This window comes from Pandoraea horticolens (genome assembly GCF_902459555.1).
Lineage (GTDB): Bacteria > Pseudomonadota > Gammaproteobacteria > Burkholderiales > Burkholderiaceae > Pandoraea > Pandoraea horticolens.
This window is the reverse complement of the sequence record NZ_CABPSM010000023.1, coordinates 58,795-71,104: the sequence shown is the minus strand read 5'-3', so window position 1 is coordinate 71,104 and position 12,310 is coordinate 58,795. Positions and strand designations below refer to the sequence as shown.

Below are 12,310 nucleotides of genomic sequence, written 5' to 3'. Positions count from 1 at the left end.
GAGCGAGCGGCACGCGTTGCGGGTGATCGGCATGAGCGCCAGCGCTTATCGCTATCAGCCTGCGCCGGACCGCAATCTGCCTTGCGAGCGCAGATCGTCGCGCTGGCTCAGCGGCACCGTCGCTATGGCTCCGGCATGATTTATCTGAAACTGCGGCAGGCGGGGATGATCGTGAACCACATGCTGTAATTGCATCTCCAGCTAAGGACGGAGGCTGCCATGGAAACGTATGTGGAGCTCGATGTATCGCAGAAATCGACGGCGGTTTGCGCAATCGATGGGGACGGCAACTCTGTCTGGCGCGGAACGGTAGCATCGCATCCGCAGGCTATTGATAACATCATCCGGCAGCAAGCTCCCGACGTCCGGCGCGTTGCCATGGAAACTGGGCCTCTCTCAGTGTGGTTCTATCACGGACTACTATTGAAGGGGGCAGGTCACATCTCGAATGGGGTTCTTTTCGCACTACTTCCACTCTCGGCGAGCCGTTTCAAAAACCGCTGAAAGTAGATTCATGTCGCGATTGACAGTGGACGGGGCCACGGAAGCCAATCGCCCGTCGCGCCACGAGCCAATCTGATCGGGAGTAATTCGGCCCAAGCGACCGCCTCCGCCTTCGTATTGAACGTTCCCGACCTGCGAACTCCAGCCTTAGCGACTTCTGCTCGCCAAGTCGTTCCGCGCTTCCTGTACGTCGCCATGCCGCCTCCTCCTGTTGGCGTAAATCTGGCGTAAAGGCTATCACCGAGAACCGTAAGTTTGGCGCGCGAGTTTCCAGCCTCAACGGCGCGCGAGGCTGATCGCCGATAAGCGCTGAGCCGCATTATCCCAATTCAATATCTCAGCGATCGCTTTGACGTACTCCGCGCGGCGGTTTTGATATTTCAGGTAGTAGGCGTGCTCGAAGACGTCCAACACCAGTATTGGCTGAACACCCCAAACAGCCAGCTTCTGATGGTTTTCGCACTGGAGCGTCTGAGGCGTCCGGTAGCCGTGTGAAAGCCAACCACTCCCCATCCTGACGCCTCCACAGCGATCGTTGCGGCAAGCAACTGAGCTTTGAACTGCTTGAACGATCCGTAGTCACGGTCAATCAGTCTGGCGAGTTCTCCCGTCGGCTCCTGACCTTTGCCAGAAATGCTGGTCCGGTAAATGGTATGCAGCACGTGGCTCGACAACTGAAACGCTAGTTCTTTCTCGTAGAACTTCACCAGCGCAAAGTCCCCGGTCTCGCGGGCCTTTGTGAGCGCCGCTTCAGCATTGTTTGCAGCCGTCACAGCTGGCTTGTGGTGAAAGTTGTAGTGAAGTTCAATCGTACGCGCGTCGATATGCGGCTCAAGCGCATCAAGGGAAAACGGCAGAGGTGCCGCTGCATACTTGCCGTCCGCGCCGACCAATATGTCGACGTAGCCACCGCTGGACAACACTGTCTCAGAATGGGCACTTGAAAGCATGATGCCGGCCGTGGCGACACTCGCCTGCCTGACAAACTTACGACGCGATTCCATTGCATCCTCCGTCTCGGTATGCCCGCAACTTCAATGCGAATGCATCATGGGATAGACAATCAAGCCAAAGATTGCGGCGGCCACGACAATCACCGGCTCCTGAAGCTTCTTGAAGCGCCAGAGTAGAAGCACCGTGACAACCGCCACGAGCGCGGTCGGGATATCAGATATCGAACGCTTTGCGATAACGAGAACCGAACCGGAAATAGCGCCAACGGCAGCCGCCGTAATGCCGTCAACAAACGCCTTGACTCCCGGTAAGTGCCCGTATTTTTTAAAGTACGGTGCCGGCAAAACGGTGAACAGATAACAGGGCAAGAAGGTTGCCAACGACGCAACACATGCGCCAGCGAACCCCGCGACCAGATATCCGATGAAGCCAACGGTGATCACGACGGGCCCCGGGGTAATCATCGCCACCGCAACGGCGTCGACAAACTGCCGCTCATTCAGCCAGTGGTGCTCGGTGACGACCCCACCATAAAGGAAGGGCACGATCGCCAATCCAGACCCGAAGACAAACGCCCCCGCTTTCGCGAAGAAGATGCCGATTTGGGCAAGCAGCGGCACATCGATGCCGCTCAACAGCCCCGAAGACACTGGAACGTAGGCCGCGGCGATCCCGTTCACGGAGCCTTTGTTCAACCACTTCGGCGGCGCACGCCAAAGCCAGCCAAGGATTCCCGCCGCAATAAATAGCCAGGCGATTTCGCTTTCGGTAACGAACGTCGTGACGAGCAACGTGAGATAGATTGCCCACAGAAGCTTGTCGGAACCCACGGTCTTCCGAGTCAGCCTGTAGCCGCTCATCGCGATAATGCCGACGACCGCCGCTCCCACGCCATAGAACACGGCCTGCATCCACGAGAGTCCACCGAAGTGCGCGTAGGCCCAGCCAAGCGCAACCACCATGAAGAACGACGGAATGACGAATGCAATGCCGGCCAGCGTTGCCCCAAGAATCCGGTAGTGCACGTAGCCGAGATATATGGCGAGTTGCGCTGCCATCGGCCCGGGGGCGAGCTGCGCGAGCGTTATCCCTTCCTTGTAGTCGGCCTCTGAAATCCAGCCCCGCCGCTCCACGAGGTCACGTCGCATATAGCCGGCAAGGGCAACAGGACCGCCAAAACCGAATGTGCCCAATCGAAGCATGTAGCTGACTAGCTGCGCCAGCGAATACCGTTCCGTCGTCTCCGCAACAGTACTCACGATCCCCTCCCGGTTCAGCTTTTTCTTTGAGGCGTTGCGTAGTGGGCTAGCATCGAGTCCAGCACATAGCCCAGTTCGGCCAGCATGGCTTCGTCGCCAAGCCCTCTTTGCCGTGCACCCGCGACAACAGCTTCAAATCCGATCGCCTCCGGAATCGCAAACCCACCGATATCCAAGGCGTGAATCATCCTGCCAAGCGCAATCATCCCGGGAACGTCTTCCAGCGAGAAACTTGCAACCAAGACTTCGAACGTGACCATGTCGCCAACGTGAGTGAAGGCGGCACCGTCAAAATCAAAGCCCAACGCATCTGCCGGGCACGTCGCCGGTGATTCGACCCAGATGAAAGCGGCTTTCGTATCGATGAACCGATCAATTAACCAAGCACTTGCGACCCGGTCGACCCACATGCGTCGACGTGTCGCCCAAGTACGGCCCTGATAGTCCTCCCGCCGCAATGGACGGATCACACCGTCTTCCGCGTGAGGCTCACCCGGTGACAGCACTTTGTTGGCGAGCGCGACGAACTCCTGAAGCGCCGCCTGACCCGCCACCGATGCCTCGTTGGGGAAAAAGTCCACGGCCTGGATCGCCTCGAAGTCCTTCTTCACCCGCTTCAATTGCTTTTCGACATCGGCTTCGGCAGCGCCAAGGCTTTTCCTCGCTTCCGCGACGTCTCGCTGGAATATGGCGTACTCGGCAGACCTGTCAAAAAGTGAGCGCAAATAGCCCCTCTGCTCGTCATCCCGTGCGGAAACGAACAACAGTTGGGCATTACCGCCCGCCTCATTGATACCAGCGGCCAAGTCATCCAGTTCAGTGAGTCGCTCGTCCGAAAATGGCAAAAGATATGCCCCATCCCGCAGGACGGCACACCCCTTCGCTTTCAACGCACGCCAAAAGCGCATGCGCGCGGTAGCGTTGTCTGAAGGAAAGGTCAGGACGAGAAGGAGCCAGTCAATTCTATTCATGTAGTTAACTCTACAAAAATGTAGAGTTAACTACAAGGAAATTTTATGTGGGATGTTGTGCCCCCTGATGCGGGCTAATGCTTGCTTTTCGATGAAGTTTGCTAGAATGGCGGCCGGTCCCCGCCCCGGGCACCAAGTCTTTTCCCGGCGTGATCCGGAGATATTCAGAAACCCGCGACAGCGTAAGGCTTCGCGGGTTTTTTGTTTCCCGCACCGCCCGCAAGTCTTTCTGACGGCCGGGGAAACATCGGGCAACATGAGCGCAAATCAGACTCGCCCTGGCAATGCCGGGGCGATCACACACGCAGCATTTCGCGAGACGCTCAGCCGAATCGCTCAGGAGAAATACGATGATTGACGGCCTGGTTGGCGGCAAACTGTACGGCAAGGCAGCACAGCGCACCGGACAAAACGGACACGCCTTCGTCACCGCCAAAGTTCGCGCGACGGGCGGAGACGGTGATGGCGATGCGATCTTCGTCAATGTGATCGCCTTTAGCGAGACGGCGAGCAATGCACTGCTGGCGCTCGAAGACGGCGATAACGTGTCGATATCCGGCTCGCTCACGCCGAAGGTGTGGACCGACCGCAATGGCGAGACCCGCCCCGCGCTCGATATGGTCGCCACCCTCGTCATGACCGCCTACCAAGTCAAGCACAAACGGGCCGCGACCCGAGGTGAACCCAGCCCGGCGCACGACTCGGATATGGACGACAACGACGGCCCTCGCTGACCCACCGCTAGGCGGCTAACGCCGCGCCGTCGCTGCGCGGATCGTGCGCCCCCGTCGCCAGTCCGTCCACGTCCATCGCAATGACCCCCGCCTGACCCGCCAGCGGGCTGTGCCTCGGCAGCGCGGCCAACGCATGGCCACGCTGCGTCAACGCAGCGAACACGTTGTCTCCCGCGTCGCACTCCAGCTTCAGATTGTCCCGGCTGTCCGAAAACGTGCGGCCCAGCAAGAAGCGCGGCTGCGAAAGCGCTTCGTACGGGTTCATGCCATAGTCGATCAGCCGTGTGAGCAACGCGCATAGCGTCTGGGGCTGGCCGTCCGCACCCTGTGTGCCGTACAGCAGGCGGGGGCGTCCGCCTTCCAGATACATGCCGGGATTGAGCGTATGGAACGGTCGCTTGCCCGGCATCAACGCATTGGGATGTGCACTGCCGACCGGACGGAATGCCGCCCCCCGGTTGTGCCACAACACCCCGGTGTCGCCCGCCATCACGCCGCTGCCCCAATCGAAGTAGATCGTCTGCAACACGCTGACGGCTCGCCCGGCGGCGTCCGTCGCGGCGAAATAGACCGTGTCGCCTTCGCGAAAGCGCTGCGGCCAGTCGAGCGCGACGTGATCGTCGATGCGCGCGGCAGCCGCGCTCAGATGCGCATCGGACAACATCGCGCTCACCGGGACATCGGTATATTCGGGGTCCGCCACATAGCGGTCGCGATCGATGAACGCCTGCTTCACCGCCTCGACGAGCCGGTGATAATACGTCGCGCTCCCATGCGCGCAGTCGCGCAGCCCCAGTCGCGCGAGTATCCCCATGATTTGCAGCGTCGTCACGCCCTGCGTGGGGGGCGGCAGCGTCGCCAGCACGCCATCGCCGTACGCCATCGTCAGCGCAGGCGACACATGCACCCGCGTGGCGGCAAGGTCGTCTCGCGTGAGCGGCGAACCGGTAGCTTGCAGCCCGCTCGCCATACGGGCAGCCAACTCGCCCTCGTAGAATTCGCGCGCGCCCCCATCGGCCAACTGCCACAGTGTCTGCGCCAACGCCTGTTGCCGAAACCACTTGCCCGACACGGGCGCGCACCCACCCGGCAGGAACGTTTGCGCGAAGCCGTGCCACGTCGCCGCATCGCCCATCTCGGTGGCCCGATACGCGTACCAGAAGTCTTGCGAACGGCTCACCGCAAAGCCGTCCTCTGCGGCAGCGATGGCGGGGGCGAGCAGCGACGCCCATGACATCGTGCCACCCCATGCCTCGCGACTCACGCGATACGCCGCCTCCCATGCGGCGACCGTTGCCGCCGTGGTCAGCGCGCTGGCGGGTCCGCGCACGGCAAGGGGTCCGCCGTCCAGCAACGCGGAAGGCAGACGCCGTGCTGCCTGCCCGATGCCGGAAATCGCGAGCGGCGGTGCGTCGCCCTGCGCGCCGTCGGCAATCAACCAGAAGCCATCGCCGCCAAGGCCAGTGAAGTGCGGCATCGTGACACACAGCATGGCCGCGACGGCGATGGCCGCTTCAATGGCGTTGCCGCCTTGTTGCAGGATGTCGCGTCCGGCCGCGCTGGCCAGCGTATGTGGACTGGTGACCAATCCGGCGCGTCCGCTGGCAAGCGCTGGCGCTGACGTTGCCGCACCGGTAATGTCTCGCGCCGTCATGCCGCCACCCCTGCCCCATGTTGTCCGCCGAGATACGCCGCCGCCAGACGCGCGTCGCCCGCCAGCTCGCTCGCCGAACCGCTCACGCTCACGCGGCCCTCTTCCAGCACGTATCCGCGATCGGCGATGGACAACGCCATCGCCGCCATCTGATCGACGAGCAACATCGACAGCGACTCACGTCGCAGCGCATCGAGCGACGCGAACAACTCCGCGATGACTTTCGGCGCCAGCCCCAGCGACGGTTCGTCGAGCAGCAACACGCGCGGCGCCGACATCAACGCACGCGCAATCGCGAGCATCTGTTGTTCACCGCCGGAGAGCAGACCCGCGCGCTGATGTTGCCGTTCGCGCAAGCGCGGATAGCGCGCGAACATCCGCTCGATGCGCGCGTCGAGCGTTACCCGAGGCAACCGGCCACACGGAAACGCCCCGAGCCGCAGATTGTCGAGCACCGACAGTTCCGCGAAGACCTGCCGTCCCTCCGGCACCAGCACCACGCCCAATGCGGCAATCTTTGCAGCATCCAGCCGCGAGAGATCACGTCCGTCGAATGTGATGCCGCCACTCACCGGGCGATGCAAGCCCGCGAGCGAGCGCATGAGTGTCGACTTGCCCGCACCATTGGCGCCGAGCAACGCCACCAGTTCGCCCTCGCGTACCTGAATCGATATGTCATGCAAGACCGGCGCCGCGCCGTATCCCGCAGTGAGCTTGCCGACACCCAGCACTTCCGGCGTGGTTGCGACATCGCGTTCGCGCGGCTTGCCGGCTTCCGCCGTCTGCGCACCAAGGTACGCCTGACGCACGCGCTCGTCATGCCGAATGGCGCTCGGCGATCCCTGCGCGAGAAAACGTCCCGCATCGATCACGACGATGCCATCCGACACGCCCATCACCAACGACATATCGTGTTCGACCAGACCGACCGCCACGCCGCTGTCTGCAATCTCGCGCAGCAGTTTGCCCAATTGCGCCTTGTCCTGCGTCGACAGACCCGCCGCCGGTTCGTCGAGCAGCAGCACCGCCGGACGTGTCGCCAATGCGCGTGCGATCTCCACCAGACGCCGGTCGACGTGCGCGAGATCGGCGGCCATCAGTTCCACATCGCCGTGATAACCGCACGCGCGCAGCAGGGCGGTTGCCGCGTCACGATGTGTCTTGCTGCGCATGCGGGCGACACCGAGCAAGCCGCCGAGTCTGCCCGCGCTCAACGCGAGCGTCACGTTATCCAGCACGCTCATGCCGCCAAACAGTTGCGACGTCTGATACGTGCGCGCCACGCCATACCGTGCGCTGTCGCATGCGCCTCGTGCGGCGAGGGCGTCGCCGCCGAGCGCACGCGTGCCCGCTTGCGGTCGATAGAAGCCCGAGAGCATATTCAGAACAGTCGACTTGCCTGCACCATTCGGGCCGATCAGACTCGTCACCCGTGCGGCCGGCAGTTCGAACGACAGATCGGCCACGGCCTTCACGCCGCCAAACGTCATGACGAGGCCGTGTGCGGCGAGGCCCTTGCGCTGCGCTTGAGCCAGCACCGGCAGCGTAAGCGGCGCGCTCGCATCGACACTAACGTCGCTGGAAGAAGCGTTGCGGCGTGACTTCCACCACGTGCCCAACACGCCAATCACACCATTCGGCGCGCCCCACAACACGACGAGCAGCAGCACACCGAAACACAGCAGACGCAGGTTCTCGAGACTCGCGAGCAACTCCGGCAGCAACCCGACGACCACCGCGCCGACGAGCGGCCCGGCAATCGTGCCCGCCCCGCCGATCATCACGACCAGCACAAACAAGAGCGACTGAAGGAACGAGAACATGCCCGGCGTAACCATGCCTTGCAGCGGTGCGAACAAGCCGCCCGCCAATCCGGCCAGCGCCGCAGAGAACGCGAACGCCACCGCTTTGACGATCAGAGGATTCACGCCAATCGACGACGCTGCCGTCTCGCTGTCGCGCACGGCGCGCATGGCCGCGCCCCACGTACCGCGAGAGATGCGCGCGTAGATCAGCAGCGCCACCGCCAGGACGGCGAGCGCCGCCACGGCCACCACGCGCTCGCTTCCCTCGATACCGAAGACACCCGGCGGCATTACGCCCATCAAACCATTCTGTCCGCCGGTCAGCGCGCGCCACTCCACCGCACCGTGCTCGACGACGAAGCCAAAGGCAATCGTCACCATGGCCAGGCCCGGGCCACGCACCCGCAGCGCGGGCAACGCCAGCAAAGCACCGGTCAGCGCAGCAATCGCCCCGCCCGCGAGCCATGCGGGCCAGAACGGCCAGCCCGCCTGCGTGGTCAGAATGGCCACGGCATACGCGCCAATCGCATAGAAGCCCACATGGCCAAACGACACTTGCCCCGTGAGTCCCAGCAGAAGATTCAGGCCCACGCCGCAGATCGCGAGCAATGCCACGCCCGCGATGACCACGACGAAATAGCCGTTCACCACACAGGCGGCACCGGCCATCGCCAGCAGCGCCGCCGCGAGGATCGCCGTAAGTGCCATGCCGTCGCGGGTTCGCGCGGCCGTCGCACCCGAGGCCCCGGCGTCGACAGACGGCGACGCCAGCCGCAAAGGAGAATCGCTCATACCTTACGTACCTCCGCGCGACCGAACATGCCTTCCGGACGCATCGCCAGCAACACGATGACCAGACCGAACGTAATGATCTGGGTGTAGCTCGATCCCAGCATCGCGGTAATCATCGCTTCGCTCACACCGAACAACAGGCCCGCGATCATTACGCCCCAGGCGCTGGAGAGTCCGCCGAGAATCGCCACGGCAAATGCCTTGAGGCCGAACACGGTGCCCATGTCGGCCTGCACATTGAACAGCGGCGCGATCAGCACGCCTGCCACCCCCGCGAGCAGCGTCGATACGGCGAACGCGCCGGCGATGGTGCGTTGAATGGGAATACCCATGAGCCGCGCGGCGTCCCGGTTCTGCACCACGGCCAGCATGGCCACGCCCCAGCGCGAGCGTCGCAGCACGTAGTGCAATGCGCCCGCGAGCGCGAGACCGACCACCGGAATCACCAATTGCAGCGGATAGACGCCGAGGCCCGCGTCGCCGATCTGCAAGGCGCTTTGCGCCAACGACGACGGCAGACTGCGCGGCTCGGTGCCGAAGGTGAGCATAACCACGTTATCGAGCACGATACCCAGCGCGACCGTCGCCATCAGCCACGCACTGGACCCGCGTCGCACGAACGGTTGCACCGCGAGACGCTCCACCACCAGACCGTAGACGGCGCACAGTGCGAGCGCGGCGACGATCGCCAGCGGCATCGGCCAGCCGAGCGTCTGTGCGAACGTGTACGTCAGCACGGCGCCCAGCATCATCGAGCTACCCTGCGCGAAGTTGACTGTCGCGCTTACCGCAAAGGTCAGATGAAAGCCGAGCGCCATGAGGCCGTACATACTGCCGAGCCCCAGGCCGGCGACAAGCGCCGAGATCCATTGCATGAGATGTCCTCCGGGACGCCGGCACGCGGCGCCCCTCAATACCGGTGACGTGCGACTTACTTCGCCGCGACCTTCGCGCCCGTTGCCGCCACGGGAACGATGCGGTTGTCGATAAATTGCGCCCACACGTAGTCTTGCGCAGACAGCGCGTCGTGCTGCTGGTCGTTGAACGGCTTCACATACGTCTTGATGAGCCCTTCGTAACGGTCGATCTTGTAGAAGCCGCCGCGAATCGCATCGCCTTTCGTCGAGCCCGCCTTGTCGATGGCCAGCGCCGTCAGACGCATCGCGTCGTAGGCGTTCGCCACGCCAACGGCCGGGGTGATGTCGTCCACCCCCTTGATGTCGGAATACTTCGCCCTGAGGGCGGCAACGACACGCGTGCTCACTGGCGACGTCGCACCGAAGAAGCTATACGTCTGCACGAAATGCACGGCCTTCGCGTTGGGGCCGGCCAACTCGGTGAAGCGTCCGCCCGCCGGGCCCCAGTGCGACACGATGGGTACCTTCCAGCCCATGCGGTCGAGCGACTTCACGACCTGCGCCGACGGCCCGACATTGCCGACCATCAGCAACGTGTCGGCCCCGGCAGCCTTGAGGCGGCCCAATTGCGGCGTGACGTCCACGTCGTTGGCCTCGAACTTCTCGACCCCGGCAGGCTTCATGCCTTTGGCGGCCAGCGCGGCGACGATGCCTTTCTCGTTCGATTCGCCCCACGGGTTATTCACGAGAATCAGACCGAGCTTCTTCGCGCCGAAGGTCTCCTGTGCATGAGTGACCATGGCGCTGTCGACGATCTCGTCGACGGCCGATACACGAAACACGTAGTTCGGATTTGCACCGTTGCGCGTGATCGGCGTGCCCGCCGCCCACGGCCCCATGAACGGCACTTTCTCCTGATTCGCGATGGGCACGATGGCCATCGACACCGGCGTGTCGAGTCCGCCAAACAGCACCGCCACCTTGTCTTTGTAGATCAGCTCGCGAGCGGCAAGCACCCCTTTGGCCGGGTTGCCCTCGTCGTCGCGGCGCACCAGTTCGAGCTTGCGCCCGCCAAGCACGCCGCCGCTCGCATTGATCTCGTCGATGGCAATCGTCATGCCCCGCGTGAGCGCTTCGCCCGCGCGCGCCGACTGCCCCGAGAGCGCGGTGACAAGACCGATCTTGATCGTGTCCGCCGCATAGCTCGAGGCGCTGACGAACGACATACCGGCGGCCGCGAGTGCAAACACACCGGCCCGAAGCCAGCGCCGGCGGGGTGAGGCCGATAGCGCCGTCGTGTCGCTGGCGGCGTTGGAACGTACAGATGCAGACATGAGCAATCTCCGTGAGGAAACATCAGAAGCGAATCGAAAGCGGACCGATCACGGTCCCGGTGCCGGGGCATCGCCCGGACATATCCCCGCCGTACGCAAGAGGCGTGCCACGTCGTCGACATTTCGCTTGAATCGCTCAGTACGATACGAATCACAATGTGTTGACGATCTGGCATCGAAATTGCGAACGATTGGTTGTAGCGTTCGTTGACGATACGATTTGCGCCAACTCGGAACACGCTCGCACAGTCGCGGTGCGTAGATGTTTCAAGTCGGCTCACGACGTGAGCGCGAACGATGAACGAATGGACCCTGACATTGAGCACGCCTTGCCGCCATGCAAGGCAACGACGACACCCGATGACTTCTGCCCTGACGCTTCCGGAACACGACGACTGCGCGAGCACCGACCCCCGCTTCGGCGCGCTTCGCACGCACGACCGCTTCGACTATCTGCCGATCACGGCACGCGACACGTATCGCTGGCCCAACGGCGCGCGCCTTGCCGTCTACCTCGGTTTCAATCTGGAGCACTTCGCTTTCGGTGAGGGATTGGGCGCGAACCTGGGCCCTGTCTCGCCGCAGCCGGACGTGCTCAACTTCAGTTGGCGCGAATACGGCAATCGGGTGGGCGCGTGGCGCTGTCTCGATCTGTTCGACGATCTGTCGATACCCGCCGGTGTGGTACTCAACACGTCGCTGCTCGATCATTGCCCCGCGCTCGTGCACGCGTGCGTGGCGCGCGGCGACGAGTTGATCGGGCATGGACATACGAATGCGCATCGTCAGAGCGATTTCGAGTTCGCACATGAGCACGATCTCCTCGCGCATTGCCGCACGCGCCTCGCGACGGAGACGGGATATACCCCGACGGGGTGGCTATCGCCCTGGATATCCGAGACGCATGACACGCCGGATCTGCTCGCGCTTACGGGTTATCGCTACACGTTGAACTGGTGTCACGACGACCGGCCGGTACGCATGCGTACCGCGCACGGCACGTTGTGGTCGGTGCCGTATCCGCAGGAGGTGAACGACATTCCGATGATCGTGGGACGTCAGCTCGATGGTGCGGCGTTCGCCGACATGATTGCGGATCAATTCGATGAGATGTATGCGCAGGCGGAACATCCGACGCGCGCACAGCCACTGGTGATGGGGATCGCCTTGCACCCGTATCTTGTCGGGCAACCGTACCGCCTGCGCCATCTGCGCCGCGTACTCACCCTCATCGCGGACGCGGCGCGGCGCGGCGACATCTGGCTCGCAACGCCGGGCGATATTGCGGCGCACGTCACGGCCGTGAGCGCGACACAACCCGACGCCATCATGGGGTAAGGTGCGATATGACGCTCAAGCCGCATTGCCCGACGTGTCCCGATTGCCCACCCTCGACCTTGTTACCGTCGCCGCCCATGCCTGCCGACAAATCGCTGCCCCCTTCGC

Annotated in this window: 9 protein-coding genes and 2 pseudogenes; 3 read left to right on the top strand and 8 right to left on the bottom strand. The window is 63.1% G+C overall.

The annotated features are described in order from the left end of the window. Positions 1-180: pseudogene (locus PHO31112_RS24695) on the top strand (IS3 family transposase); the annotation flags it as partial. Between the two features lie 600 nt (positions 181-780). On the opposite strand, the gene PHO31112_RS27985 reads toward PHO31112_RS24695, so the two are convergent. The 4 genes and pseudogenes from PHO31112_RS27985 to PHO31112_RS24675 all read right to left on the bottom strand — a co-directional run bounded on the left by PHO31112_RS27985 (position 781) and on the right by PHO31112_RS24675 (position 3,688). Further along, positions 781-1,017, bottom strand: a complete 237-nt coding sequence (locus tag PHO31112_RS27985) for a Fe-Mn family superoxide dismutase (protein WP_281355119.1) — start codon at positions 1,015-1,017, stop codon at positions 781-783. Between the two features lie 50 nt (positions 1,018-1,067). Further along, positions 1,068-1,454, bottom strand: a pseudogene (locus PHO31112_RS27980) (superoxide dismutase); the annotation flags it as partial. Between the two features lie 84 nt (positions 1,455-1,538). After that, a complete protein-coding gene (locus tag PHO31112_RS24680) occupies positions 1,539-2,660 on the bottom strand; it encodes a chromate transporter (protein WP_150624049.1) in 1,122 nt (373 codons plus the stop codon). Positions 2,661-2,731: 71 nt separating this feature from the next. Beyond that, entirely contained in the window at positions 2,732-3,688 is a 957-nt protein-coding gene (locus PHO31112_RS24675; RefSeq protein WP_150624024.1) for a chromate resistance protein ChrB domain-containing protein, read from the bottom strand. A 350-nt stretch (positions 3,689-4,038) separates the two neighbouring features. On the opposite strand from PHO31112_RS24675, the gene PHO31112_RS24670 reads away from it, so the two are divergent. Further along, positions 4,039-4,422: a single-stranded DNA-binding protein gene (locus PHO31112_RS24670; protein WP_150624022.1), complete on the top strand. Its 384-nt coding sequence runs from the start codon at positions 4,039-4,041 to the stop codon at positions 4,420-4,422. A 7-nt stretch (positions 4,423-4,429) separates the two neighbouring features. On the opposite strand, the gene PHO31112_RS24665 is transcribed toward PHO31112_RS24670, so the two are convergent. The 4 genes from PHO31112_RS24665 to PHO31112_RS24650 all read right to left on the bottom strand — a co-directional run bounded on the left by PHO31112_RS24665 (position 4,430) and on the right by PHO31112_RS24650 (position 10,756). Further along, entirely contained in the window at positions 4,430-6,076 is a 1,647-nt protein-coding gene (locus PHO31112_RS24665) for a gamma-glutamyltransferase family protein (protein WP_150624020.1), read from the bottom strand. Next, positions 6,073-8,589, bottom strand: coding sequence for a branched-chain amino acid ABC transporter ATP-binding protein/permease (locus PHO31112_RS24660; RefSeq protein WP_425495233.1), 2,517 nt, complete (start codon positions 8,587-8,589; stop codon positions 6,073-6,075). Before PHO31112_RS24660 ends, PHO31112_RS24665 begins: the two co-directional genes overlap by 4 nt. 80 nt (positions 8,590-8,669) lie before the next feature. Beyond that, complete coding sequence (locus PHO31112_RS24655) at positions 8,670-9,548, bottom strand: branched-chain amino acid ABC transporter permease (protein WP_150624016.1); 879 nt, start codon at positions 9,546-9,548, stop codon at positions 8,670-8,672. Between the two features lie 56 nt (positions 9,549-9,604). After that, positions 9,605-10,756 carry an ABC transporter substrate-binding protein gene (locus PHO31112_RS24650; protein ID WP_150624046.1) on the bottom strand — a complete coding sequence of 384 codons (1,152 nt, stop codon included), beginning with the start codon at positions 10,754-10,756 and terminating at the stop codon, positions 9,605-9,607. A 468-nt stretch (positions 10,757-11,224) separates the two neighbouring features. On the opposite strand from PHO31112_RS24650, the gene PHO31112_RS24645 reads away from it, so the two are divergent. Further along, a complete protein-coding gene (locus PHO31112_RS24645; protein ID WP_150624014.1) occupies positions 11,225-12,202 on the top strand; it encodes a polysaccharide deacetylase family protein in 978 nt (325 codons plus the stop codon). The last annotated feature ends 108 nt before the right edge of the window (positions 12,203-12,310 follow it).

Coding starts and splice junctions, on each gene's coding strand:
- PHO31112_RS24660 (WP_425495233.1), bottom strand. CDS start 8,589: ATGGCACTTACGGCGATCCTCGCGGCGGCGCTGCTGGCGATGGCCGGT.
- PHO31112_RS24650 (WP_150624046.1), bottom strand. CDS start 10,756: ATGTCGTTCGTCAGCGCCTCGAGCTATGCGGCGGACACGATCAAGATC.
- PHO31112_RS24655 (WP_150624016.1), bottom strand. CDS start 9,548: ATGCAATGGATCTCGGCGCTTGTCGCCGGCCTGGGGCTCGGCAGTATG.
- PHO31112_RS24680 (WP_150624049.1), bottom strand. CDS start 2,660: ATGCTTCGATTGGGCACATTCGGTTTTGGCGGTCCTGTTGCCCTTGCC.
- PHO31112_RS24665 (WP_150624020.1), bottom strand. CDS start 6,076: ATGACGGCGCGAGACATTACCGGTGCGGCAACGTCAGCGCCAGCGCTT.
- PHO31112_RS24645 (WP_150624014.1), top strand. CDS start 11,225: ATGACTTCTGCCCTGACGCTTCCGGAACACGACGACTGCGCGAGCACC.
- PHO31112_RS27985 (WP_281355119.1), bottom strand. CDS start 1,017: ATGGGGAGTGGTTGGCTTTCACACGGCTACCGGACGCCTCAGACGCTC.
- PHO31112_RS24670 (WP_150624022.1), top strand. CDS start 4,039: ATGATTGACGGCCTGGTTGGCGGCAAACTGTACGGCAAGGCAGCACAG.
- PHO31112_RS24675 (WP_150624024.1), bottom strand. CDS start 3,688: ATGAATAGAATTGACTGGCTCCTTCTCGTCCTGACCTTTCCTTCAGAC.